Source organism: Stenotrophomonas sp. YIM B06876 (assembly GCF_030711595.1).
Taxonomy (GTDB): Bacteria; Pseudomonadota; Gammaproteobacteria; order Xanthomonadales; family Xanthomonadaceae; genus Stenotrophomonas.
Genome location: NZ_JAUJUJ010000016.1, coordinates 1 through 24,259, shown reverse-complemented (window position 1 = coordinate 24,259; position 24,259 = coordinate 1). Strand labels below are relative to the sequence as shown.

The window sequence follows — 24,259 nt, the reverse complement described above, 5'->3', positions numbered from 1 at the left end:
CCATTACACCGATTTTTCAGGAAACCACCACCGTGGCCAATATCAAGTCCGCCAAGAAGCGCGCCAAGCAGACCGTTGTGCGCAATGCGCGCAATACGGCTCAGCGTTCGATGCTGCGCACCGCTGTCAAGAAGGTAATCAAGGCGCTGGACGCCAATGATGCCGCCGGCGCCGAGGCAGCCTTTGCCGTCGCCCAGCCGATCCTCGACCGTTTCAGTTCGCGTGGTCTGATCCACAAGAACAAGGCCGCTCGTCACAAGAGCCGCCTGACCGCCCGCATCAAGGCCCTCAAGGCCGCCTGATCCGGCGCAAGGACTGCCAGAAGCCAGGCTTCCGGCAGCACAAGAAAACCCGGCCTCGGCCGGGTTTTTTGTTGCCCGATGATGCTGTCGATCAGACAGCATCACGCGCCTCCAGCTCCTCCTGACGCTGGCGATCAAAGAACGCCATCACGTCCTTCATGATCGGCCAGGTGCCTTCACGGCCCAGCGCCGACACCAGGTACCAGGGCTGGGTCCAGCCCAGCTCGGCGACGATCTGCCCGGCGGCAGCCCGCGCCTCGTCCTCGAACATCAGGTCAGCCTTGTTCAGCACCAGCCAGCGCGGCTTGGCCAGCAGCGCCGGATCGTGCTTCTCCAGCTCCCGCTCGATCGCACGCACCTGCTCCACCGGGGAGACCCCCTCGACCCCGCCTTCCATCGGCGAGATATCCACCAGATGCAGCAACAGACGGGTGCGTTGCAGGTGGCGCAGGAACTGCGCGCCCAGACCCACCCCGTCGGCCGCGCCCTCGATCAGGCCGGGAATGTCGGCAATCACGAAGCTGCGATAGCTCTCGACCTTGACCACGCCGAGGTTCGGATACAGCGTCGTGAAGGGATAGTCGGCCACCTTCGGCGTGGCGGCCGACACCGCACGGATCAGCGTGCTCTTGCCGGCATTGGGGAAGCCCAGCAGGCCGACATCGGCCAGCAGCTTCAACTCCAGCTTGAGCAGGCGCTCCTCCCCCTCTTCGCCCGGCAATGACTGCCGCGGCGAGCGATTGGTCGAGCTCTTGAAGTGCATGTTGCCCAGGCCACCCTTGCCGCCCTTGGCCACCAGCAGGCGGTCGCCATGGGTGACCAGATCGCCGATCACCTCATCGGTGGCCACGTTCATGATCACCGTGCCCACCGGAACGGTGATGACCAGGTCCTCGCCACCCTTGCCATAGGCCTGGCGCCCCATGCCGTTCTCGCCGCGCTGCGCCCGGAATATCCGCTCATGGCGGAAGTCGACCAGCGTGCTCAGGTTTTCATCGGCGCGGATCCACACGCTGCCGCCGTCACCGCCGTCGCCCCCATCGGGCCCGCCCAGCGGAATGAATTTCTCGCGACGGAAGCCGACGCAGCCGTTGCCGCCATTGCCGGCGATGACCTGGATTTCTGCTTCATCTACAAGTTTCATGTGACCACTTTCGGAATGCCTACGGAAAAAAGCGACACGACGCGCGGTCATGCCACACAACAGTGTACCGGCCTGCGGCAATGCCGCATCCGGCGCGGAAGCCGGACAGCACCGGTTTCCGCTACGCCAACGAAAAACCCCGCCGAAGCGGGGTTTTCGTCAGCAGCCCCGCATCAGGATGCGGACGCCCTTGCGAGCCGAATCAGACAGCCGCAACCACGCTGACGGTACGACGCTTCTTCGCACCCTTGACCGAGAACTCCACCTTGCCATCGACCAGCGCGAACAGGGTGTGGTCACGGCCCAGGCCAACGCCCGAACCCGGATGGAACTGGGTGCCGCGCTGACGCACGATGATGTTGCCGGCGCCGATGGCCTGGCCACCGTAGATCTTCACGCCGAGGTATTTCGGGTTGGAGTCGCGACCGTTGCGCGATGAGCCTACGCCCTTCTTATGTGCCATGACTGCTTCTCCTTACTTGCTGCCACCGGCAATGCCGGTGATCTCGATTTCGGTGTAGTACTGACGGTGACCCTGACGCTTCATGTGGTGCTTGCGGCGACGGAACTTGATGATCCGGATCTTGTCGGCGCGGCCATTGGCCACCACCTTCGCGGTCACGGTGGCGCCCTTGAGCGCGTCACCCAGGATGATACCGTCGCTGTCACCCAGCATCAGGATATTGTCGAACTTGATCTCGTCGCCGGCTTCGACTTCGAGCTTTTCGACGCGGAGCGTTTCGCCCTGCGCCACGCGGTACTGCTTACCGCCAGTTACCAGAACTGCATACATGACCAGACTTCCTCTGTAGTTATTGTGGTCGCCTGCCTCGCCATCGAGGGCGGACAGAAGCGGGATTTTAGTGGTCACTGCCGGCCGGGGTCAAGTCGCCAGCTTCCAAGCCCACAACCCGGCCAGGCAGCCGCCCCCATCATCCGTCCCCGGGCGCCGGGCGCGGCGGCGGGCTGGCAATTGCGGCAATTGCCCCAAAATCGCAAGCTCGCTAGGCTGATCGATTGCCGCCACCTCACGCCCACACTCCGCTCCCGGCCCAGCCGGAGCGATCCAAACTGGATCCCACATGGCGATGGATTTCATCCGCATCCGCGGCGCGCGGACGCACAACCTCAAGAACATCGACCTCGACCTGCCGCGGGACAAGCTCATTGTCATCACCGGCCTGTCCGGTTCGGGCAAGTCCTCGCTGGCGTTCGATACCATCTACGCCGAGGGCCAGCGCCGCTATGTGGAATCGCTGTCGGCCTATGCCCGGCAGTTCCTCAGCGTGATGGAAAAGCCCGACCTGGATCATATCGAAGGCCTGTCTCCGGCGATCTCGATCGAGCAGAAATCCACCTCGCACAACCCGCGCTCGACCGTGGGCACCATCACCGAGATCTACGATTACCTGCGCCTGCTGTATGCCCGCGTCGGCAGCCCGCGCTGCCCGGACCATGGCTACCCGCTGGAAGCGCAGACCGTCAGCCAGATGGTCGACCACGTGCTGGCGCTGGACCCGGAGCAGCGTTTCATGCTGCTGGCGCCGGTGATCCGCGAGCGCAAGGGCGAGCACGCGCAGGTGTTCGACCAGCTGCGCGCGCAGGGTTTCGTGCGCGTGCGGGTGGACGGCCACCTGTACGAAATCGATGCGGTGCCGCCACTGGCGCTGCGGGTCAAGCACACCATCGAGGCGGTGATCGACCGTTTCCGCCCGCACGAAGACATCAAGCAGCGCCTGGCGGAGAGCTTCGAGACCGCGCTCAAACTCGGCGATGGCATGGTCTCGGTGCAGTCGCTGGATGCGGCCGATGCGCCGGCGCAACTGTTTTCGTCCAAGTACAGCTGCCCGGTCTGCGACTACTCGCTGCCGGAGCTGGAGCCGCGGCTGTTCTCGTTCAACTCGCCGGTCGGCGCCTGTCCCGGCTGCGATGGCCTGGGCATGGCCGAGTTCTTCGATCCGGCGCGCGTGGTGGGGCATCCGGAGCTGTCGTTGTCGGCGGGTGCGGTGCGCGGCTGGGACCGGCGCAACGCCTATTATTTCCAGCTGATCGCCTCGCTGGCCAAACATTACGGATTCGACGCCGATGCGCCGTGGCAGTCGCTGCCGGAAAAGGTGCGCCACGCGGTGCTGTATGGCAGTGGCGAAGACAGCATCACCTTCACCTACTTCACCGAGGCCGGCGGCCGCACCCAGCGCAAGCACCGCTTCGAGGGCATCCTTCCCAACCTGGAACGGCGCTACAAGGAAACCGAATCGGCGGCGGTGCGCGAAGAGCTGGCCAAGTACATCAGCGAGCGCCCGTGCCCCGAATGCAGCGGGCAGCGCCTGAACAAGGCCGCGCGCAACGTGTTTGTCGCCGACCGCCCGCTGCCCGAGCTGGTGGTGCTGCCGATCGACGAGGCGCTGAAGTTCTTCAGCGGGCTGACACTGCCGGGCTGGCGCGGCGAGATCGCCGCCAAGATCGTCAAGGAGATCGGCGAGCGGCTGGGGTTCTTGGTCGATGTCGGGCTGGACTACCTCACTTTGGAACGCAAGGCCGACACCCTGTCCGGCGGCGAGGCGCAGCGTATCCGCCTGGCCTCGCAGATCGGTGCCGGCCTGGTCGGCGTGATGTACGTGCTCGACGAGCCGTCGATCGGCCTGCACCAGCGCGACAACGAGCGCCTGCTCGGCACGCTGACGCGGCTGCGCGATCTGGGCAACACCGTGATCGTGGTCGAACATGACGAGGATGCGATCCGGCTGGCCGACCATGTGCTCGATATCGGCCCCGGCGCCGGCGTGCATGGCGGCGAGATCGTCGGCCAGGGCACGTTGCAGGACCTGCTCGATGCGCCGCGCTCGCTGACCGGCCAGTACCTGTCGGGCAAGCGCCGGATCGAGATTCCCGCACGCCGGCACAAGCCGAACCCGAAGATGACGCTGCGCCTGCGCGGGGCCAGCGGCAACAACCTCAAGGGCGTGGACCTGGATATCCCTTCCGGGCTGCTGACCTGCGTCACCGGCGTGTCCGGTTCGGGCAAGTCGACCCTGATCAACGACACCCTGTTCTCGCTGGCGGCCAACGAGATCAACGGCGCCTCGCACCCGGTCGCGCCCTACCGCGAAGTCGAAGGGCTGGACCTGTTCGACAAGGTGGTGGATATCGACCAGTCGCCGATCGGGCGCACCCCGCGTTCCAATCCGGCCACCTATACCGGGCTGTTCACGCCGCTGCGCGAGCTGTATGCGCAGGTGCCCGAAGCGCGTGCGCGCGGCTATTCACCAGGCCGCTTCAGTTTCAACGTGCGCGGCGGCCGCTGCGAGGCGTGCCAGGGCGATGGCCTGATCAAGGTGGAAATGCACTTCCTGCCGGACGTGTACGTGCCCTGCGATGTCTGCCACGGCAAGCGCTACAACCGCGAGACGCTGGAGATCCTCTACAAGGGCTACACCATCAACGACGTGCTGCAGATGACGGTGGAAGATGCGCTGAAGCTGTTCGAGCCGGTGCCAAGCATCGCCCGCAAGCTGGAAACGCTGGTCGATGTGGGCCTGAGCTACATCAAGCTGGGGCAGAGCGCGACCACGCTGTCCGGCGGTGAAGCGCAGCGGGTGAAGCTGTCCAAGGAACTGTCGCGCCGCGATACCGGACGCACCCTGTATATCCTCGACGAGCCGACCACCGGCCTGCATTTCCACGACATCGATGCCCTGCTCGGCGTGCTGCACAAGCTGCGCGACGAGGGCAACACGGTGGTGGTGATCGAACACAACCTGGACGTGATCAAGACCGCCGACTGGATCGTCGATCTGGGCCCGGAAGGCGGCCATCGCGGCGGCACCATCCTCGTCACCGGCACCCCGGAAGACGTGGCCGCGCATCCGGATTCGTATACCGGCCAGTTCCTGGCGCGGATGCTGCCCTCCACCGCGGCGCGCCCGGAACAGCCGGCGGCCGTGGCCAACAAGCCCGATGCGCGCCCGCCGCGCAAGGAAAAGCCGGTCAAGAAAACGGCTGCCAACAAGGCTGCCGCCCCTGCCAAGAAGAAGGCTGCAAAATGAGCAACGAGCACAAGCAACTGGCCCGCATTCCCATCAGCGTGCGCTGGCGCGACATGGACTCCATGGGCCACGTCAACAACGCCAAATACATCTCCTACCTGGAAGAAGCGCGGGTGCGCTGGATGCTGGGCGTGGACGGCGTATCGATGACCGACCGCATCGCCCCGGTGGTGGCCGCCACCAACGTCAACTACCGGCTGCCGCTGGTGTGGCCCAACGACATCGTGGTGGAACTGTTCGTCGAACGGCTGGGCAACAGCAGCGTCACCATCGGCCATCGCATCATCGACCAGAAAGACGCCGGCCTCGTGTATTCGGACGGCAACGTGGTCGTGGTGTGGATGGATACGCAGACCGGCAAGAGCGCGCCGCTGCCCGATGCGATCCGCAACGCGTCGCGCTGATCCGCGCGCCACTGCCGGGGGCCGCCACGCCAGCGTTCTGGACCGGGCCCGAAACGCCGGGGGCAGCACCCTCCCGGCGGCGTGACCCGAGGCCACCGGCGCCGCTGCTGGCGATACCAACAGCGGCAAGGGCGACCCGGGTGGTGCGGACCGCGAATCGCGGCCGCCGTTTCAGCCACCCGGCTTGCGCACCACCAGTTCACCGGGCACTTCGCGGCCATCGGCCAGGGTCAACAGCAGCGCCACGCGCTGGCCTTCCTGCAGCGCCCCGCCCCCCATCAGCATCAGATGCAGCCCGCCCGGCTTGAGCTCGGCGGCCTGGCCGGCGGCCACCGGCAGGCGCCCGACTTCGCGCATGCGGCTGACTCCTTGCACCTGCGTGGTTTCATGCAGCGAGACCTCCTTGAACGCCGGACTGCGTGCGGACACCACCGCCACCGCCTGATCGCAGCCGTTGTGGATCTGGCCGAACCCGGCCGCCATCGGCATCGCCGCGGCACCCGGCGGCAGCCGGATCCAGCCCTCGCGCAGCTGCACGCACTGTGCGCCGGCCGCATGTACAGGCGCCGCCGCCAGCGCCGTCAGGGACAACAGTACGCACATGAATGGTTTGGTTATCATCGAGCTCACTACTCCCTGCAGGCAAGAGATCGCAGCATGACGACGCTTATCGAAGTGATCAACCACGGCCCCATCCGCGAACTGCGGCTGGCGCGCCCGCCGGTCAACGCACTGGATACCGCGCTGTGCCGCGCCCTGATCAGCGCCGTGAATGACGCCCTGGGCGAAGACGTGCAGGGGCTGGTGCTGTCGGGCAGTGAACGGATTTTTTCCGCCGGCATGGATGTGCCGCACCTGCTCTCCCACGGCGCGGACCGCGACCAGCTGCTGGACAGCTGGCAGGCGTTCTTCGGTGCCGCGCGCACCCTGGCCGAGAGCCGGGTCCCGGTAGTGGCGGCCGTGACCGGCCACGCTCCGGCCGGCGGCTGCGTACTGGCGCTGTGCTGCGATCACCGGGTGATGGCGCGCAGCGCCGATCCGGCGCGGCCGTTTTCCATTGGCCTGAACGAAACCCAGGTCGGGCTGGTGGCGCCGGAAGGCATCCAGCGGCTGATGCGCCGCGTGGTCGGTCCGCATCGCGCGGAGCAATTGCTGGTTGGCGGACAGCTGGTGGCCGCCGAGCGGGCGCTGGAAATCGGCCTGGTCGATGAACTGGCCGACGGCCCGCAGGTGGTGCCGCGCGCGGTGGCCTGGCTGCAGGGCCTGCTCAAGCTGCCGCGGCAGCCGATGCTGCAGACCCGCGCCATCGCCCGGGCCGACCTGCATGAAGCATTGCAGCCGGAGCACATCCAGCTGGAGCGGTTCATCGAGGCGTGGTTCGCCGCCGATACCCAGAATGCCCTGCACGCGCTGATCGCCCGGCTCGGCAAGAGTTGAAGATGCCGCGGCCGGCAAGTCGCGCCCGCTATAATCGCCGCCTGCCGAAACGAAGGTTGCCCCCTTGTCCACCCAGCCCGAACCCGTGGTGTCCGAACTGATTGACCTGCTGTCGCTGGAACGGCTGGAGGACAACCTGTTCCGTGGCCAGAGCCGCGACATCGGCACCAAGTACGTGTTTGGTGGCCAGGTGCTGGGCCAGGCGCTGGCTGCCGCCCAGGCCACGGTGGAAAACGGCCGCCACGTGCATTCGCTGCATGCCTACTTCCTGCGCGCCGGCAATATCGACCACCCGATCGTCTATGACGTCGACCGCACCCGCGATGGCGGCAGCTTTTCGGTGCGCCGGGTCACCGCGATCCAGCACGGCAAGGTGATCTTCTTCTGCGCCGCCTCGTTCCAGCAGGCCGAAACCGGCGCCGAGCACCAGCACAAGATGCCTGAAGTGCCGCAACCGGAAGACCTCGAGCCGACCCCGCCGCTGGCGGCCGACGTGCTGGCGCGGTTGCCGGTCAAGGTGCAGCGCTGGCTCTCGCGCGGCGGCCCGTTCGAATTCCGCCACGTCTACCCGCGCGACGAGCTCAATCCGCCCAGGCGCCCGCCCTACCACCAGGTGTGGATGCGCCTGACCGAACCGGTCGGCGATGCGCCCGAGCTGCATCAGGCGTTGCTGGCCTACGCCTCGGATTTCCATCTGCTCGGTACCGCAACCTTCCCGCACGGCATCAGCTACTACCAGCCGCACGTGCAGATGGCCTCGCTGGACCATGCGATCTGGTTCCATCGCCCGTTCCGCGTGGACGACTGGCTGCTGTACTCGCTGGACAGCCCCAGCGCGCAGGATTCGCGCGGCCTGGCCCGCGGCCAGTTCTTCACCCGCGACGGCGTGCTGGTGGCCAGCACCGCGCAGGAAGGGCTGATCCGGGTCACGCCTGACAGCCCCGCAACCGTCGCCATCGCGGCCAGGGGCTGACATGCGCCAGGTATTCAGCAGCCAGCGCGTGGAAACCGTGGAGGGCGTGGCCAAGCTGCTGCGCGATGCCGGGATTGACGCGCGCATCACCAATGGCCGTTCGTATCACAGCAAACGCGGCGGCCAGTTCAGCTATCTGGACCAGGGCAACGCCAAAAGCTACCCGGCGGTCTGGGTGGTGCATGCCGAAGACCAGCCGCGGGCGCGTGAGGTACTGCGCGCCGCGCGGCTGCTCGACACCACCCGGCGCGACCACCCCACCGCCGAGTTCGCCTTCCGCGACGACGTGCCGCAGACCACAGGCGGCCGCAGCTGGGCCTGGCGCCTCCGCATCGGACTGCTGCTGGTGATCGCCGCGGTGGCCCTGTTCGTGGTGATGCGCCACCGCAATACCCCTGCCCCGGTACCGGCACAACCCTCGCAACAGCCACCGGCCAGCCCGGCGGCGCCTGCGCCCGAGCAGGACGAAATCCGGGTGCGCATCCAGCCACCTGCACCGCCGCCCACGCCGTAAGCGACGGTCACATCTGGCGGCGTCGGCCGTCATGCCCTGCATCCCGTCCGGACGCCGCCCATGACCGCCCTCCCGCTGGAATCGATGCTGCAACGCGAACTGCCCGCCGCCAGCGGCGGCTGTCCCCGGTCCTATGGCCGCATCGTGCTGGCCTGCCAGAACACGGTTACCGCGATCGCGCTGGCGATCACCCGCGACGTGCAGGCCAGCGAAGACATCGCCCAGGAGGCCTTCAAAGGCCTGGCAGCAGCTCACCCAGCTCAACAACCATTCCAGTTTCCTGCCGTGGCTGCGCCAGATCACCCGCAACCTGGCCCGCGACTGGCTGCGGGCCCATCGCGGCCGGCCGCTGACCGGTGAAGCGGCTGAAATCGCCATCGGCATGGCCGCCGATCCGTCGCCCAACGCCGCCGAGCATCTGCTGCGCGGGGAAGACGAGCGGGCCGCCGCCGAGCTCATCTCCGCCCTGCCGGAGGACAGCCGCGAGATCCTGCTGCTGTATTACCGCGAGGGCCAACGCTCGCAGCAGGTGGCCGCCCTGCTGGGCCTGAGCGATGCCGCGGTGCGCAAGCGGCTGTCGCGGGCCCGCGCCACGGTACGCGCGCAGATGCTCAAGCGCTTCGGCGAATTCGCCCGCAGCAGCGCCCCGGGCAGCGCCTTCGCCGCCGTGGTCAGCTCGGCACTGATGCTGGCGGCTCCCGGTGCGGCCAGCGCGGCGATCATCGCCACAGGGGCCGGCGTGGCCGGCACCAGTGCGGGCAAGCTGGGAGTTGGCGGGCTTGGCGTCAACACCGCCAGCAGTGGCGCAGCCGCAGGCACGCTCGGCGCCGCGGTGAGCGCCTTGTTCCCCAGCCCGTTCAGCATGTGGGTGGTGCTGGGCTCCCTCGTGTTCGGCACCCTGGCCACCTGGCTCTCCAATCTTTACCTGCTGCGCTATGCCGAGACGGCTGAGGAGAACCGCAGGGTCCGCCGTTTCATGCGCCTGCATACCATCAGCGCCTTTGTGTTCTGCGTTTGCGCCCTGGCCGGCGTGGTGTTCCGCATGGGCCTGGTTGGCGGCATGCTGACCTTGGCGGCAGGTATGGCCGCATTGAACTACCAGTATCTGGTCACCCTGCCGCGGGTGATGGCGCCGATGCTCGCCCGGGATGCCGCACGCCATGGTCGCAGCGGCCCTTCCCGGGTGTACCAGAGCGTGTTTGGACGCAGCGTCATCGTTGCCACGTCACTGCTTGCGGTGGCTGCGACGCTGTTCGCGCTGCTGCGCAACTAGCAGAACAAGACACCCCCGCTGTTGCCAGCGGGGGTGTTGTCGGTCGGCACTTCTGCGGGGGATTACTTCGCAGCCGGCACCTGCGCCGGCATCGGTCCACGCGGGCCGCGATGACCACGCGGTGCATCCTTGCGCGCAGCCTCCAGTTCGGCCGGACTCAGTTTGCCGTCCTTGTCGGTATCGGCCTTGGCAAACCATTCGGCACGGCGCTGTTCACCCCGCGCCACCCGGTCGGCGCGGTCGATATAGCCATCCTTGTTGACGTCCAGTTTGGCGAAATAGGCCTGGTACTCGGCGGCGCTGATCCGGCCGTCCTTGTTGGTATCCATGCCGCGCATCATCAAACCGCCCTTGCGCGCGCCATGACCACCGTGGCCGCCGTGATGGCCACCCCGGTAACGCGGCGCCGGCATTTCCGCGGCGCTGAGCTTGCCGTCCCTGTTCTTGTCCAGCTGATCGAAACGCTCGGCCAGACGCGGATGCGCCGCCGCTTCCTGACGGTCGATCACGCCATCGCCATTGCGGTCCAGGCGGGAGGTCGGCGCCTTGGCGGCGGCAGGCGCGGCAACAGGGGCCGCGGCAATTGCCACACCGGCGGCGGAAGTGGCCAGCAGCATCGCCAGCAGGATCATCGGGGTGCGTTGACTCATGGTGAGGCTCCATTGCGTTGGGGGGGAAAGCGGACGACGGACTCGTCGTGCCGGTACTGGTGAAAACGCCCGGACACCGGCGGCGTTGACAGCGCTCCGGGCCGTATTCATGACGCAGACAGGCGCAGGTCCGGCGACGACGCCGGGCTATGCTGTGCACATGGCCCTGCATTCCGACAGCAACGAAGAACTGCGCCTGTTCCAGACCGGCGAGCATCCCTGCGGCTATTGGCCGGACCGCCAGGCCCGCGATCTGGTGCTCGATCCGCAGGATCCGCGCCTGGCGGTGCTGTATCCGATGGCGTTGGCGTGGGGCTTCCGGCGTTCCGGCGACCTGGTGTATCGCCCGCACTGCCAGCACTGCCGCGCCTGCGTGCCGGTACGCATTCCGGCGTCGCGCTTCGCCGCCGACCGCAGCCAACGCCGCTGCCTGGCCCGCAATGCCGATCTGCAATGCCGGGTGGTTGCGGCCGAGCGTACCGACGAACAGCTGGCGCTGTACCAGCGCTACCTGGCCCATCGCCACGCCGGCGGTGGCATGGATGGCCATGGCGCGCATGAATTCGACCAGTTCCTGGTCGGGCGCTGGTCGCAGGGGCGCTTTCTTGAAATACGCGAGCCGACGCAGGCCGGTCAGCGCGGCCGTCTGCTGGCCGTGGCCGTGACCGATGTGACCGTGCAGGGCCTGTCGGCGGTCTATACCTTCTTCGATCCGGAGGTGCAGGCGCGCGGCCTCGGCACGTTCGCCATCCTCCAGCAGATCCGGTGGGCGCAGCGCGAATCGCTGCCCTACCTGTATCTGGGTTACTGGATCCGCGACCACCACAAGATGGATTACAAACGCCGGTTCCGGCCGCTGGAGGCCTACGATGGCCGCCGCTGGCACGACTTCGACGGCGCCCACGACGGCATCTGAGGCACGCGGCAATGGCGGTTTCATCGTCCCGGTGCAAAATAGCGCCATGAACCGACATTTCCTGCTCCTGGCCGCCTCCATGCTGTGTGCCGCCTGCACCACCGCGCCTGCCCCGAAAACCCCACCCGAGGCGACACCGGCGCTGCGACTGGCCACCTACAACACCTCGCTCTACTCCGATGAAAGTGGCGGTCTGATCCGTCAGCTGGCAGGCGACAGCGAACACGCGCGCAAGATCGCCGCCGTGCTGCAACAGGTGCGGCCGGACCTGGTGCTGCTCAACGAGTTCGACTACGACGAGGGCCATCGCGCTGCCGACCTGTTCCAGCAGCGCTATCTGGAAACCGCCCAGCCCGGCGGCGGCGAACCGCTGCACTACGCCTACCGCTACCTGGCCCCGGTCAACACCGGTGTGCCGAGCGGGCTGGACCTGGACAACAACGGCACGGTCGGCGGCAAGGGCCGCGACCGCGGCAACGATGCCTGGGGCTACGGCCTGCACCCGGGCCAGTACGGCATGCTGGTCCTGTCGCGCTATCCGATCGATGAAAAAGCGGTGCGCACGTTCCAGCTGCTGAAGTGGAGCGCAATGCCGGGCGCGCTGCGGCCGCTGGATCCGACCACCGGCAAGTCGTTCTATTCCGATGCGATCTGGGCCCAGCTGCGGCTGTCGTCCAAATCGCACTGGGACGTGCCGGTACGCACGCCATCGGGCACGGTCCATGCGCTGGTCTCGCATCCCACCCCGCCGGTATTCGATGGCCGGGAAAAGCGCAACGCCGCGCGCAACCACGACGAACTGCGGCTCTGGCAGGACTATCTGGCCGGCGACAACACCGCCTGGCTGTGCGATGACCAGGGCCGCTGCGGCGGCCTTGCAGCCGATGCGCGCTTTGTGATCCTGGGCGACCTCAACAACGACCCGATCGATGGCGATGGCCGCCACGAGGCCATCCTCGAGCTGCTCGAGAACCCGCGCGTGCTGCGGTATCCCACCCCGCACAGTCCGGGTGCCGAGCAGACCAGCCTGGCCTATGCCGGAAAAGGCATCGTGCGCCGCGGCGCGCCGGCCCAGGCGACCGGCGACTTCGGCCCGCGTTCGGGCACGCTGCGGCTGGATTACGTGCTGCCTTCGGTCGGATTCCAGTACCTCGACAGCGGCGTGTTCTGGCCGGCCGGCGACAGCCCCGAAGCGAAAATCGCCGATGGCAGCGACCACCACCTGGTGTGGGTCGACGTGCGCTGAGCGGGCCTCCCGGCAGAAAAGAAAACGCCGGCGCAGTGCCGGCGTTTGCCTGTCCGCACCATCGATCCGGCCGGGTCAGCCTTTCAATTCAATCCCGATCACCGCCGCCGCCTCACGGGCGATGTTGCGGGCATCGTCAACGTTCCCGCCTCGGGCCAGCGTCACCCCGACGCGGCGGTGGCCATGCACGCAGGGCTTGCCGAACAGCCGCAGCGCGGTATCCGGATGCTCCAGTGCCGCGGCCACATTGCTGAAGAACGGCACGCCCTCGCCATGGGCCAGCATCGCGCATGAGGCCGATGCCCCGCTCTGGCGGATCAGCGGAATCGGCAGGCCGAGGATCGCGCGCGCATGCAGCGCGAACTGGCTCAGCTCCTGCGACACCAGCGTCACCAGGCCGGTGTCGTGCGGGCGCGGCGAAACCTCGCTGAACCATACCTCGTCGCCTTTGACGAACAGTTCCACCCCGAACACGCCCCAGCCGCCTAGGTCATCGGTGATCGCCTTGGCCACCGCCTGCGCGCGCTCCCGCGCCAGCTCCGACATCGGCTGCGGCTGCCAGCTTTCGCGGTAATCGCCGTCCTTCTGCAGATGCCCCACCGGCTCGCAGAACGAGGTGCCGCCGGCATGGCGCACGGTCAACAGGGTGATCTCGTAATCGAAATCGACAAAGCCTTCGACGATGCAGCGGCCGGCACCGGCACGCCCGCCGGTCTGTGCGTATTCCCATGCCGGGGCGATGTCGCTCTGGCTGCGCAGGGTGCTCTGGCCCTTGCCCGAAGACGACATCACCGGCTTGAGCACACACGGCAGCCCGATCTGCGCCACCGCCGCCCGGTACTCGGCTTCGGTAGCGACAAAGCGGTAGGGCGAAGTCGGCAGCCCCAGGACTTCCGCGGCGAGGCGGCGGATGCCTTCGCGGTCCATGGTCAGGCGTGCGGCACGTGCGGTCGGGACCACCCGCTGCCCGTGCTCCTGTTCCAGCTGGATCAGGGTTTCGGTATGGATGGCCTCGATCTCGGGCACGATCAGGTGCGGCTTTTCGAGCGCGACCAGCTCGCGCAGCGCCATCTCGTCGAGCATGTCGACCACGTGCGCGCGATGGGCGACCTGCATCGCCGGCGCATCGGCGTAGCGGTCGGCGGCAATCACCTCGACCCCGAAACGCTGCAGTTCGATCGCCACTTCCTTGCCCAGCTCGCCCGAGCCGAGCAGCAACACGCGGGTGGCGGACGGCGACAGCGGGGTGCCAACAGTGGTCATGACGCAGCTTCCATAAAACGGGGACTGGCTTGGCATTCTACTGGCAGGCCCGAATCACCGGCGCACCGGCGGCACTTGCAACATGATATCAAATTGATATCTTGACCTCGAACTCCACGGACGAGACGACCATGAAAGAGAAACTCCTGAAGTCGCTGCCCGGCATTCCGGTGGTGATCGCCTGCATTGCCGCCGCCGCGGTAGCGGCATGGCTGATGGTCACCGCGGCCAGCGCCGGAGCTGCGCCCGAAGCGCTTTCCACCCCTGGCCCGCAGGGAATCCCGGGCCTGGTCATCGGCGCGGTGCTGCTGGCCGCGCTGGCGGTGTTCTTGCTGTCCGGCCTGTACACGATGCAGCCCAACCAGGCCGCGGTAGTGAGCCTGTTCGGCAAGTATGTGGGCACGGTCAAGGACAACGGCCTGCGCTGGAACAGCCCCTTCTATGCCAAGAAGAGGATCAGCCAGCGCATCCGCAACTTCGAAAGCGGCAAGCTCAAGGTCAACGAACTGGACGGCAGCCCGATCGAGATCGCCGCGGTGATCGTGTGGCAGGTGATCGACGCCTCCGAGGCGGTCTACAACGTCGATGACTACGAGAGCTTCGTGCACATCCAGTCCGAATCGGCGCTGCGTGCGATGGCCACCAGCTATCCCTACGACCAGCACGAGGAAGGTCAGCTGGCGCTGCGCAGCCACGCCACGGAAATCTCGCAACACCTGAAGGACGAGCTGGCCGAACGCCTGGCCGATGCCGGCCTGCAGGTGATCGATGCGCGCATCAGCCACCTCGCCTACGCTCCGGAAATCGCCCAGGCGATGCTGCAGCGGCAGCAGGCCAACGCGGTGATCGCCGCGCGCACGCGGATCGTCGCCGGTGCGGTGGGCATGGTGCAGATGGCGCTGGCCGAGCTGGAAAAGAACGGCACCGTGCACCTGGATGAAGAGCGCAAGGCGCAGATGGTCAGCAACCTGCTCACCGTGCTGTGCTCCGAGCGCGGCGCGCAACCGATAGTCAATACCAGCTCGCTGTACTGAGGCCGCCACATGGATGTCGCCGTCCCCCTGGTTGTCGCCCTGTCCGGCCTTCCCGCCCTGGGTTTGGCCTTGTGGACCGGCGAAGCGAACGCGCCGCAGGCACGCGCCATCGGCCTGCGCTGGGCGTTGGTCGCGCTATGCCTGTTTATCGGCGCCATCGGCCTGTATTTCGCCGGGGACAGCAAGCGCCTGGTCTACGCCGTGGTGATCGCCATGGCGCTGGGCGTCAACGCCCTGCTGGTGTCGATGCTGCTGCGCCTGCGCAAGGACGGCAACGGGAATCCGCGCCAGTGAGCGAGAAGAAAGCCTATCCGCTGCGCATCAATGCCGAAGTCCTGGCGGCGACGCAGCGCTGGGCCGACGACGAGCTGCGCAGCCTCAATGCCCAGATCGAATACGTGATCCGCGATGCCCTGCGCAAGGCCGGGCGCCTACCCAAACCCGACAGCACCAACAAGGAGAGCAAGGAATGAGCAAGCGCTGGAGCTACCTCACCGTCGAGATCAAGGCCTCGCTGATGGGCAATCCGAAAATCGAGGAAATCCAGGCCGAACTTGCCCGGCAGGGCAATCTGGGCTGGGAGCTGGTCAACATCCTGTTCCATGCGCCGCTGGCGCCGGCCCTGCTGGTGTTCAAAAAGGAGAACTGAGATGCGCCTTCTACGTCTTCTGGCCATCGCGCTGCTGATGCTCGGCAGCAGCGCCGCGCTCGCCGCCGACCCTGCGCAGGCCATTGCCGCACGCCTGCTCGACCAGCTCGATGCCGGCAACTATGCCGGCGCTGAAGCCGGCTTTACCCCGGAAATGGCCGCCGCGGTCCCCGCCGCCACCTTGAAGGCGATCTGGGAATCCCTGCCGGCGCAGATGGGCGCGGCCAACGGGCGCGGCGCGGCGCAGACCACCACGCAGCAGGGCATGAGCGTGGTCGTCATCCGCCTGCGTTTTGCCAACGGCGAGCTGGATACGCAGACCGTGGTCGATGGTCAGGGCCGCATCGCCGGCTTCCGCATCACCCCGGCCGCCCCGCCACCCGCCGCCGCACCGGCGGCCGATGCCGGCTTCCACGAAATCGAGTTCAGCATCCCCGCCAAGCCGGGCGCCCTGCCCGGCACCCTGGCGATGCCGGACGGCACCGGCCCGTTCCCGGCGGTGGTGCTGGTGCACGGTTCCGGGCCGCAGGACCGGGATGAAACCATCGGCCCCAACCGCCCGTTCCTGGATATCGCCCGCGGCCTGGCCGCCCAGGGCATCGCCGTGCTGCGCTACGAAAAGCGCAGCAAGGCCCGTCCGCAGGATCTTGCCGGCGACAGCTTCACCGTGGACGACGAGACCACCCACGATGCGGTGGCGGCCGTCGCGGCGCTGGCCACGGCCCCCGGCATCGACGCCCGCCACCTGTTCGTGCTCGGCCACAGCCAGGGCGGCATGCTCGCCCCGCGCATCGCCCGCCAGTCCGGCAAGCTGGCCGGCTTGATCCTGCTGGCCGCACCGGCGCGCTCGCTGTTGACCATCCTGCCCGAGCAGAACCGCTACCTGTTTTTGCAGGACGGCCAGATCAGCAGCGAGGAACAGGCCTTCCTGGACAAGCTGGACGCACAGATCGCCGCCGTCCGCGGCAGCGGCGAGGTCGCCGCCAAGGATTCACCTCTGGGCCAGCCCGCCCATTACTGGCGCAGTTTCGAGGCGATCCATCCGGTGGCCGATGCCCGGGCCCTGACTCTGCCGATCCTGCTGCTGCAGGGCGGCCGCGATTTCCAGGTGACCGGCAGCGACTGGCAACTGTGGAAAGCCGGCCTGCAGGGCGCCCGCTTCAGCTTCCGCGACTATCCGGCGCTGAACCATCTGGGCATCGCCGGTGAAGGCCCGGGAACGCTGCAGGAATACCAGCAGCCCGGGCATGTTTCGGCGCAGCTGATCGACGATGTGGCCGGCTGGATCAAGGCGCAGCCCTGATGCGCCCGGCCTTCCCACGCAATGACAGCGGCACGGTGGGTACGGCCCGCAGCTATCCGGTCGCCGCGCCACATCCGCTTGCCTTCCTGTGGATCGCGGTCCCGCTGCTGGCCGCCGCTGGCATTCCCCCATTGACACTGCTGCTGCGCGGCACCGCCACCGCGGAAGCAGGCAGCGGACTTTGGCTGGCGTCACTGCTGCCGCTGCTCATGCTCGTCCTCGTCGGTATCGGCTACCGCCGCCGTCGGATCATGATCGATGGCAGCACGCTGCAGATCAGCGCCATGCTGTACCGCAAGCGCATCGAGCTGGCCGCGCTGGAAATGGACAGGGCGCGCGTCATCGACTTGGCCGAGCACACCGAACTCAAGCCTGCGCGCAAGACCAACGGCCTGCAGATTCCAGGTGTCCGCGCCGGTCACTACCGTATGCGCGACGGTGGCAAGGCGTTCTGCCTGGTCACCGACAACAGCCGGGTACTGCTGCTGCCGCTGCGCGATGGCAGCCGCGTGCTGCTCAGCCCGGAGAATCCGCGCCAGCTGCTGCAGGACCTGACCCGGCTGGCCGCGCACGGACGCCGGGATTAAGCTGGGGCCATGCGCTTTGCTCCCTCGCGGCTGATCAACACCCCCGACATCGAACTGTGGCCTGCCGGCCTGCTGCGTGCGCGCAGCAACGCCGACGCCCGCACCCTGGCCCGTGCCCGCTGGGTATTGCGACGCAAGCGCGATGGCTGCTACCTCGCCGCGTCATTGCCGGAAGGGCTGATGCCGCTGGTGCCGCGGCTGAAGTTCGAATCCGGCATCGAGGACGCCCTGGCGGCGCTGGACGAAGTGATCTGCAGCACCCGGCGCGGCCCGCCGGCGGCCGCCGAACTGCCATTGGACCGGTTGCATGAGCGGTTGCAGCAGCTGGGCCTGGACGAAAGTTACGGCCCCCGGCATGGACTCGAACTGGTCGCCGAACCGGCCCACCTCGCACTGGCCGGTTTCGACCGGTATCGGCGCCCGCTGTGGTTGACCGCCGCCGCGGCCCGCGCCTGGCAGGGCATGCAGCATCGGGCGCGAATGGACGGCATCCTGCTGGAGGCCATTTCCGGCTATCGCAGCCACGCCTACCAGTTGGCAATCTTTGACCGCAAGCTCGCCCGCGGCCTGGACGTGGCGCAGATCCTCACCGTCAACGCCGCCCCGGGCTACAGCGAACACCACAGCGGCTGCGCGCTGGATATTGGCACGCCCGGCGAACTGCCGGCAGAAGAATCGTTCGAGGCCACGCCCGCATTCGGCTGGCTGCAGCGCCATGCCGGACGTTTCGGTTTCACCATGAGCTACCCGCGCGACAATCCTTTCGGGATCATCTACGAACCCTGGCACTGGTGCTGGCACCGCGCCCACGCCTGAGCAGTGCGAGCAGCGGCGCCGGCGTTGACGGCCTGATCTGAACGCCGCACCGGACCGCCATCGGCGCCGTCCGGAGCAGCGCCGCGGCCAGCAAGCATCCATCGCGACATCCGATGCGCGCGGCCATCGATTGCGCCCATTCCCGCCGGTGCGGGTGACGGCATCATCCACGGCATCGCGATGGCGAAGGACTGTCGGCAGCCCGGCAGCGGAGCAGCCCGGCAGCGCGGATCCGCTACCGCCGCCCTGCCGTTACGCGGCGATCAACGTCGCGCCCTCACTGCTGTGAGCGCGAGGTCGGCCCCTCCACCTGCGCATCGGCATCGGCGATCCGCCACAGATACAGCCCGGCATACGTGCGATACGGCCCCCAACGCTCGCCGCGCGCCAACAGCTCCTTCGGCGTAGGCATCGTCTCCAGGTTGTCGACCCTCTGCGCACCCTTGCGGATCCCCAGATCGTCCACCGGCAGCACGTCCGGGCGCCCGAGCCGGAACATCAACATCATCTCCACCGTCCAGCGGCCGATACCGCGCACCGGCACCAGCGCCTGGATGATGGCCTCATGATCCATCACCGCCATCTGCCGCAGGCCCGGGATTTCCCCGGCCAGCTCCCGCCGTGCCAGGTCGCGCAGAGCCAGCGCCTTGTTGCCGGACACCCCGCAGGCGCGCAATGCCGCATCGTCGATCCGCGCCAGGGTGTCTGCATGCAGCCGTGGGCTGCCGATTGCCGCCTCCACCCGGCCGACAATGGTCGCGGCGGCCTTGCCGCTGAGCTGCTGGAACAGGATCGCCCGCGCCAGCGCATCGACCGGATCGAACGTTTTGCGCCAGCCGGGGGGTGCCGACAGTGGCCCCAACCGCCGCATCCATGCACCCAGCCGCTGATCCCGCAACAGGTGCGCATGGGCAAGTTCCACATCGAAACCGCGCCGGTAACGGGGCATGTCAGCGCCTCAGGGCAGCCAGCGCATATACCGCCCAGGCGGCCATCAAGGTCATGCCGCCCACCGGCGCCAGCCGCATCGACGCGTGCCACAGCGCACCGCCGACCAGGCTGCCGGAAAACAGCAGCGTGCCCAGCAGCAGACCGCACAACGCCACCCGGGTCACGCCATCACCGGGCAGCCGCCCCAGGGCCGCCAATGCAATGCCGTGACCGAAGGCGTACAGCGCCGCCGTAGTCACCTGCGACTGCGCCTGCGCATCGGCAATGCCATGGGAGGCGTATGCGGACAGCCCGATCGCCGCCGCCGCCAGCAGCGCGCCACAGCCGGCCAGCACAAAGGGCCGGCGTGAAGGCAGTTCCAGAACAGGCATTTCGATCCTCTCCTCATCGACCACCGCAGCATCGCGGTGCCTGCAACACTCCCAAAAAAAACGCGCCGCTGGAAGCGGCGCGTTCGGGTCCATCAGGTCATCCGTGCAGCGGGCGCTTACTTGACCGCCCAGTACACGTCGTAGGAGCCGTCAGTGGTGAACGCCTTGTCGACGCCACCCTTCCAGGACTCGTACGGACGGTCCACCACTTCATTGCCGTTGGTCGCCGCCCAGGCACGCAGGGCATTACGCGCCACATCCAGACCCGCCATGTGGCCGCTGTAGGATGCAAACGCCGAACGATGGGCCTTGGCGTGGACGTAGGTCACCGGGTTGCCGGACGGGATCTTGATGTCGAGCTTGCCGTCAGCAGTGGCCACCGGCGCCGTGACCTCGGCTTCCGCCTTGTTCTTGTCGGCAACCGCAGCCGCGCCACTCTTCTTGCGGACCGGCTGGGCCACGTCGAAGGCGTACTTGTCCGAGCCGAAGTCGGTGGTCACGATCCGCACCGGACCGGCAGCCTCGAGACCGTTGGCTTCCATCGCACGCTTGATCCATTCCTGGTTGTCCTGGATCGACTTGCGGATGGACTCGTTGTTGCGGTCGATGTTGCCGGCGTTGACCACCAGCAGGTCCTCGGCCGGAACGTCCACGATCTTCAGATCCGACAGCGGTGCTTCCTCGGCGCGATAGTCGACGTTCGGCACGGTGGCCAGCATGTTGGCCATGCGCGACAGGCCCAGCTTCAGGTCGTCGCCGACATGGCGGCTGACATACAGGCCGGCATAACGGCCGAACAGGTCGAAGCCGTACTTGATGCTGTAGTCCTGGGTGATCTTGACGTTGCGGCCACCCTTGCCGGTCGGCTCGAGGGCGAACGTGGTGATCTTGTCATGGCCACGGGTCGGGTCCTGGATGGCGATCGCGACGAGCTTGTTCTTCTCGCTCTCGGTGATCTCCCAGGAGCCCTGGCCCAGCGTGCTGTCCTTGGAGCTGTAATCAAGACGGGCACCGACGCCGGCGTCCGGGCCGCTGAGCTTCAGCTCGACGCCCGGATCACGCAGGACCAGCGGGTTCCAGTCCTTGAAACGGCGCAGGCTGTTGACCGTGTCAAACACGATCGTCATCTTGCGGTTGGTTTCGATGCTTTCAGAAATATGGCGTTCGCCCGGCAGACTTACGCCAATGATGACGAAAAGGCCAGCCACGATCCCCAAGGCGATCAGGAACTCGATAATACGGGTCATTCAGGAGTCTCCGGGGCCGATCCCACGGCCGGGTTGATTGAAGCGAAGCCCCCAATCCTATCAGGCTTTTCGCGCATTTTTCATTCGATTGGCGTACCGGTTTCCTTACCCGATACCCGACAGTTGCAAAGCGTAACGCATCACCGCCGGATGCGGGTGGTCCGCGTGCCCTGCAACGCCACGGTGGTCGCCGGTTTTGCCACCGGAAACCGTCCGCACGGGGTCAGACCAGCTGCAACTCAAAGGCCTTGAGCACCGCGCGGGTGCGATCACGCACTCCCAGTTTCGACAGAATATTGGAAACGTGGTTCTTGATCGTGCCTTCCGCCACTCCCAGTGAATTGGCGATCTCCTTGTTGGAGAAGCCGCTGGCCATCAGCCTCAGGATCTCGGTTTCACGCTCGGTCAACGGGTCGGGCCGGTCCAGGCTGACGAACTCGTTGCGCATGTGTTCCAGCCCGGACAGCAGGCGCTGGGTCACGGCCGGCTGCACCAGTGAACCGCCCGCAGCCACGGTACGGATCGCCCCCACCAGCTGCTCCAGCGTCACATCCTTGAGCAGATAGCCCTTGGCCCCGGCCTTGAGCCCGGCCAGCACCAGCTGGTCGTCGTCGAACGTGGTCAGGATGATCGCCGGCGGCAGCTGCCCCTGGCGCGACAGCAGCTGCAGCGCCTCCAGCCCCGACATCACCGGCATGCGCATATCCATCAGCACCACGTCGGGGGCCACCTGCGGAATAATCTCCACCGCCTGCTTGCCGTCAATGGCCTCGGCCACCACTTCGATACTGTCGTCCAGTGCCAGCAACGAGCGGATCCCCTGCCTCACCAGGGTTTGGTCATCGACCAGGCAGACGCGGATCATCCATTCACTCCTTGTGGCACTGAAGCCAGCAGCATATTCGTTACCACCGGCACCGCGGCGCGCAGCCGGAATCCTTGGCCAGGGCGGGTATCCATGACCAGCTCGCCGCCGTACTGGCTGATCCGCTCGCGCATCCCGCGCAGGCCGTTGCCGGGAATGATCTCCCCGGCCGCCGCGCCCACCCCGTCATCATGCGCCTCGATCACCACCTGCGCCTCCTCGCGGTGCACCCGGATCCAAAGATGGCGTGCACTGGCGTGGCGCACCGCATTGGTGATGATTTCCTGGGTGCAGCGCAGCAACACATGGGCGCGCCCGGGGTCTTCGACGCTGAGCGGCTCATCGATATCCAGATGGATCTCCAGCGACGGCACCCGCTCGGCCAGTGGCCGCAACGCCGCGGCCAGATCGATGGCGCCGCTTTCGCGCAGCTGGCTGACCGCCTCGCGCACGTCGGTGAGCAGCAGTTTGGCCAGGGTATGGGCCTGGCGTACATGCTCCTGCGCCTGTCCCTGGCTGATATGGCTGGCCACTTCCAGATTCAGGCTCAGCGCGGTGAGGTGGTGGCCCAGCAGGTCGTGCAGCTCGCGCGAGATGCGGGTGCGTTCGTTGACCCGCGCGCTTTCGGCCAGCAGCAGGCGGGTGGCGCGCAATTCGGCATTGAGCCGGCGCTGCTCTTCCCGCGCCTGGGTCTGCTGCCGCGCCACCAGACTGGTCACGAAGATGAACATCGAAAAGCCGCCGTACAGCAGCGACTGCATCACCGCCTCCAGCAGCGAGAACGGCAGGAAGACGTAATAGACCGGCGCCACCGCCAGCTGGCTCAGCACCACCCACAACATGCCGACCCGCTTGTTCAGCAGCCACGGAATCACCCCGGCGGCGACCATCATCAAGATGCTGCCCAGACCGGTGCCGCTGAGGTAGCTCACCGCCAGCGCCGACACCGTCAGTGCCAACAGCAGCAACCGGTCGTACCAGCCCGAGTGGCCGCCGGTATTGAGCCCGCGGGTCAGCCAGAAGTAGCAGCCGCCGAAAGCCAGATAGGACGCAAACAGCCACCACGCCTCCAGCGTGCTGTGCAGGGCCGGCTCGTCCCGTGGCACGTACTGGGTGTAGACCAGCGGTGCACAGACGATCGCCCAGGTGAAAAGGCCTGCCAGGCGCAGGACACGGGTATGGCTCAGATATCCCAACATGCGCACATAGTAGTGATGAACCGGCCCGCATCGCCTCCCACGGAAGTAATGGCGTGTGGCTCGCCCGCTCCAGCGACCCATGCGATAATCCGCCGCACAGCCCGGCAAGGGCCGACCGTTTTACCCCACGGAGTCACAATGTCGATCGTCATCCGCGACGTGCGTGAGCACGAGCTCGATTCCGTCCTGGCGCTGAACAACAACGGCGGCATGGCCATCCTTCCGCTGGATGCGGCAAAGTTGCGGCGTTTCTATGACACCGCCGAATATTTCCGCGTCGCCGAGCGTGACGGCAACCTGGCCGGCTTCCTGGTCGGCTACGGCAGCGACAGCGAACATGACAGCAGCAACTTTGCCTGGTTCCAGCAGCGTTACCCCAGCTTTTTCTATATCGACCGTATCGTGATCGCCAGCCGCCGCCGCGGTGGCGGTGTCGGCCGCGCCTTCTACGCCGATGCGCAAAGCTATGCCGAGCTGCGCTACCCGCAGATGGCCTGCGAGGTGCTGCTCGACCACGGCGCCGATGCCGCCCTGCTGTTCCATGGCAGTTTCGGCTTCCGCGAAGTCGGCCAGAACACCATGGCCGATGTCGACCTGCGCGCCAGCATGCTGCTCAAGGACCTGTGCAGCTACCAGTGGGTGCATGAAACCTATGGCGACCACCTTCCCGACGTCCCCTGGGTGGGACATCCACGCCGTGCCCTGCGCGTGCATCAGCCGACAGGAACCTGAACATGGCGGTGAATCTGGACTATGAACAAGCTGGCGAACTGAAGATCGGCCAGGTCGGCATCGCCAACCTGCGCGTCCGCACCCTGGATGTGGAACGTCTGAGCCAGGAAATGCGCGAACGCGTGGCCCGTGCGCCCAAGCTGTTCGGGCGCGCCGCGGTGATCATCGATTTTGGCGGCCTGTCGCAATTGCCCGACCTGGCCACGGCCCAGGCGCTGCTCGGCGGGCTGCGCGAGGCCGGCGTGCTGCCGGTCGCGCTGGCCTACGGCAGCCACGATACCGAGGTGCTGTCCGGGCAGCTGGGCCTGCCGCTGCTGGCCAAGTTCCGCGCCCAGTA

The 24,259-nt window shown here is 67.0% G+C and carries 27 protein-coding genes and 2 pseudogenes; 18 read left to right on the top strand and 11 right to left on the bottom strand.

Annotated features, from left to right (window positions below):
* Positions 1–32 precede the first annotated feature (32 nt).
* Positions 33–302, top strand: a complete 270-nt coding sequence (gene rpsT, locus QZH66_RS08420) for a 30S ribosomal protein S20 (protein WP_017354922.1) — start codon at positions 33–35, stop codon at positions 300–302.
* 91 nt (positions 303–393) lie between these two features.
* Here the strand turns inward: rpsT and obgE are convergent, their stop codons facing one another.
* From obgE to rplU, 3 genes are all read right to left on the bottom strand, one after another.
* On the bottom strand, positions 394–1,446 hold the full coding sequence (gene obgE / locus QZH66_RS08415) for a GTPase ObgE (protein ID WP_305805505.1): 1,053 nt from the start codon (positions 1,444–1,446) through the stop codon (positions 394–396).
* 202 nt (positions 1,447–1,648) lie between these two features.
* Positions 1,649–1,909 carry a 50S ribosomal protein L27 gene (gene rpmA, locus QZH66_RS08410; protein WP_305805504.1) on the bottom strand — a complete coding sequence of 87 codons (261 nt, stop codon included), beginning with the start codon at positions 1,907–1,909 and terminating at the stop codon, positions 1,649–1,651.
* A 12-nt stretch (positions 1,910–1,921) separates the two neighbouring features.
* Positions 1,922–2,239, bottom strand: a complete 318-nt coding sequence (rplU, locus tag QZH66_RS08405) for a 50S ribosomal protein L21 (RefSeq protein WP_305805539.1) — start codon at positions 2,237–2,239, stop codon at positions 1,922–1,924.
* Positions 2,240–2,528: 289 nt separating this feature from the next.
* Between rplU and uvrA the strand changes: the two genes are divergently transcribed.
* Complete coding sequence (gene uvrA / locus QZH66_RS08400; RefSeq protein WP_305805503.1) at positions 2,529–5,492, top strand: excinuclease ABC subunit UvrA; 2,964 nt, start codon at positions 2,529–2,531, stop codon at positions 5,490–5,492.
* Entirely contained in the window at positions 5,489–5,896 is a 408-nt protein-coding gene (locus QZH66_RS08395) for a thioesterase family protein (protein WP_305805502.1), read from the top strand. The genes uvrA and QZH66_RS08395 overlap by 4 nt, the downstream gene beginning before the upstream one ends.
* A gap of 171 nt (positions 5,897–6,067) precedes the next feature.
* On the opposite strand, the gene QZH66_RS08390 is transcribed toward QZH66_RS08395, so the two are convergent.
* Positions 6,068–6,517, bottom strand: a complete 450-nt coding sequence (locus QZH66_RS08390) for a copper chaperone PCu(A)C (RefSeq protein ID WP_305805501.1) — start codon at positions 6,515–6,517, stop codon at positions 6,068–6,070.
* Positions 6,518–6,553: 36 nt separating this feature from the next.
* On the opposite strand from QZH66_RS08390, the gene QZH66_RS08385 reads away from it, so the two are divergent.
* The 4 genes and pseudogenes from QZH66_RS08385 (at position 6,554) to QZH66_RS08370 (ending at position 10,093) form a co-directional block, all read left to right on the top strand.
* Entirely contained in the window at positions 6,554–7,333 is a 780-nt protein-coding gene (locus tag QZH66_RS08385; protein WP_305805500.1) for an enoyl-CoA hydratase/isomerase family protein, read from the top strand.
* A 64-nt stretch (positions 7,334–7,397) separates the two neighbouring features.
* Positions 7,398–8,306 (top strand): acyl-CoA thioesterase II, encoded by a 909-nt coding sequence (tesB, locus tag QZH66_RS08380; protein ID WP_305805499.1) that lies wholly within the window; start codon positions 7,398–7,400, stop codon positions 8,304–8,306.
* A 1-nt stretch (position 8,307) separates the two neighbouring features.
* A complete protein-coding gene (locus tag QZH66_RS08375; protein WP_305805498.1) occupies positions 8,308–8,820 on the top strand; it encodes a pathogenicity-like protein in 513 nt (170 codons plus the stop codon).
* 60 nt (positions 8,821–8,880) lie between these two features.
* A pseudogene (locus QZH66_RS08370) lies at positions 8,881–10,093 on the top strand (RNA polymerase sigma factor).
* 62 nt (positions 10,094–10,155) lie between these two features.
* Here the strand turns inward: QZH66_RS08370 and QZH66_RS08365 are convergent.
* On the bottom strand, positions 10,156–10,743 hold the full coding sequence (locus tag QZH66_RS08365; RefSeq protein ID WP_305805497.1) for an EF-hand domain-containing protein: 588 nt from the start codon (positions 10,741–10,743) through the stop codon (positions 10,156–10,158).
* A 109-nt stretch (positions 10,744–10,852) separates the two neighbouring features.
* On the opposite strand from QZH66_RS08365, the gene QZH66_RS08360 reads away from it, so the two are divergent.
* Positions 10,853–11,659 (top strand): arginyltransferase, encoded by an 807-nt coding sequence (locus tag QZH66_RS08360; protein WP_345783838.1) that lies wholly within the window; start codon positions 10,853–10,855, stop codon positions 11,657–11,659.
* Between the two features lie 46 nt (positions 11,660–11,705).
* A complete protein-coding gene (locus QZH66_RS08355) occupies positions 11,706–12,905 on the top strand; it encodes an endonuclease/exonuclease/phosphatase family protein (protein ID WP_305805495.1) in 1,200 nt (399 codons plus the stop codon).
* Between the two features lie 75 nt (positions 12,906–12,980).
* Here the strand turns inward: QZH66_RS08355 and purT are convergent, their stop codons facing one another.
* Positions 12,981–14,168, bottom strand: a complete 1,188-nt coding sequence (gene purT / locus QZH66_RS08350; protein WP_305805494.1) for a formate-dependent phosphoribosylglycinamide formyltransferase — start codon at positions 14,166–14,168, stop codon at positions 12,981–12,983.
* Positions 14,169–14,299: 131 nt separating this feature from the next.
* Here purT and QZH66_RS08345 point away from each other — a divergent pair, with 131 nt between their 5' ends.
* Genes QZH66_RS08345 through QZH66_RS08315 form a run of 7 tightly spaced genes read left to right on the top strand, consistent with a single transcriptional unit; the run spans position 14,300 to position 18,557 of the window.
* Positions 14,300–15,202 (top strand): SPFH domain-containing protein, encoded by a 903-nt coding sequence (locus tag QZH66_RS08345; RefSeq protein WP_305805493.1) that lies wholly within the window; start codon positions 14,300–14,302, stop codon positions 15,200–15,202.
* Positions 15,203–15,211: 9 nt separating this feature from the next.
* Positions 15,212–15,496, top strand: coding sequence for a hypothetical protein (locus QZH66_RS08340; RefSeq protein ID WP_305805492.1), 285 nt, complete (start codon positions 15,212–15,214; stop codon positions 15,494–15,496).
* Positions 15,493–15,675 (top strand): Arc family DNA binding domain-containing protein, encoded by a 183-nt coding sequence (locus QZH66_RS08335; RefSeq protein ID WP_305805491.1) that lies wholly within the window; start codon positions 15,493–15,495, stop codon positions 15,673–15,675. The genes QZH66_RS08340 and QZH66_RS08335 overlap by 4 nt, the downstream gene beginning before the upstream one ends.
* Entirely contained in the window at positions 15,672–15,851 is a 180-nt protein-coding gene (locus tag QZH66_RS08330) for a DUF4177 domain-containing protein (protein ID WP_305805490.1), read from the top strand. Before QZH66_RS08335 ends, QZH66_RS08330 begins: the two co-directional genes overlap by 4 nt.
* Before the next feature lies 1 nt (position 15,852).
* Positions 15,853–17,154 carry an alpha/beta fold hydrolase gene (locus QZH66_RS08325; protein ID WP_305805489.1) on the top strand — a complete coding sequence of 434 codons (1,302 nt, stop codon included), beginning with the start codon at positions 15,853–15,855 and terminating at the stop codon, positions 17,152–17,154.
* Positions 17,154–17,741 carry a PH domain-containing protein gene (locus QZH66_RS08320; protein WP_305805488.1) on the top strand — a complete coding sequence of 196 codons (588 nt, stop codon included), beginning with the start codon at positions 17,154–17,156 and terminating at the stop codon, positions 17,739–17,741. The genes QZH66_RS08325 and QZH66_RS08320 overlap by 1 nt, the downstream gene beginning before the upstream one ends.
* A 9-nt stretch (positions 17,742–17,750) precedes the next feature.
* Positions 17,751–18,557, top strand: a complete 807-nt coding sequence (locus QZH66_RS08315) for a M15 family metallopeptidase (protein ID WP_305805487.1) — start codon at positions 17,751–17,753, stop codon at positions 18,555–18,557.
* A gap of 277 nt (positions 18,558–18,834) precedes the next feature.
* Here QZH66_RS08315 and QZH66_RS08310 read toward each other — a convergent pair whose 3' ends face one another.
* From QZH66_RS08310 to QZH66_RS08290, 5 genes are all read right to left on the bottom strand, one after another.
* The gene (locus QZH66_RS08310; RefSeq protein WP_305805486.1) at positions 18,835–19,506 is read right to left on the bottom strand and encodes a DNA-3-methyladenine glycosylase; all 672 of its coding nucleotides are present in this window, start codon (positions 19,504–19,506) and stop codon (positions 18,835–18,837) included.
* Between the two features lies 1 nt (position 19,507).
* A complete protein-coding gene (locus QZH66_RS08305; protein WP_305805485.1) occupies positions 19,508–19,879 on the bottom strand; it encodes a DUF423 domain-containing protein in 372 nt (123 codons plus the stop codon).
* A gap of 116 nt (positions 19,880–19,995) precedes the next feature.
* Positions 19,996–21,126, bottom strand: a complete 1,131-nt coding sequence (locus QZH66_RS08300) for an SRPBCC family protein (RefSeq protein ID WP_305805484.1) — start codon at positions 21,124–21,126, stop codon at positions 19,996–19,998.
* A 223-nt stretch (positions 21,127–21,349) separates the two neighbouring features.
* Complete coding sequence (locus tag QZH66_RS08295; protein WP_305805483.1) at positions 21,350–21,991, bottom strand: response regulator transcription factor; 642 nt, start codon at positions 21,989–21,991, stop codon at positions 21,350–21,352.
* The gene (locus QZH66_RS08290; protein WP_305805482.1) at positions 21,988–23,190 is read right to left on the bottom strand and encodes a sensor histidine kinase; all 1,203 of its coding nucleotides are present in this window, start codon (positions 23,188–23,190) and stop codon (positions 21,988–21,990) included. Before QZH66_RS08290 ends, QZH66_RS08295 begins: the two co-directional genes overlap by 4 nt.
* A 138-nt stretch (positions 23,191–23,328) precedes the next feature.
* Here QZH66_RS08290 and QZH66_RS08285 point away from each other — a divergent pair, with 138 nt between their 5' ends.
* Together QZH66_RS08285 and minC are read left to right on the top strand one after the other, a co-directional pair.
* A complete protein-coding gene (locus QZH66_RS08285) occupies positions 23,329–23,922 on the top strand; it encodes a GNAT family N-acetyltransferase (RefSeq protein ID WP_305805481.1) in 594 nt (197 codons plus the stop codon).
* 2 nt (positions 23,923–23,924) lie between these two features.
* Positions 23,925–24,259, top strand: a pseudogene (minC, locus tag QZH66_RS08280) (septum site-determining protein MinC); the annotation flags it as partial.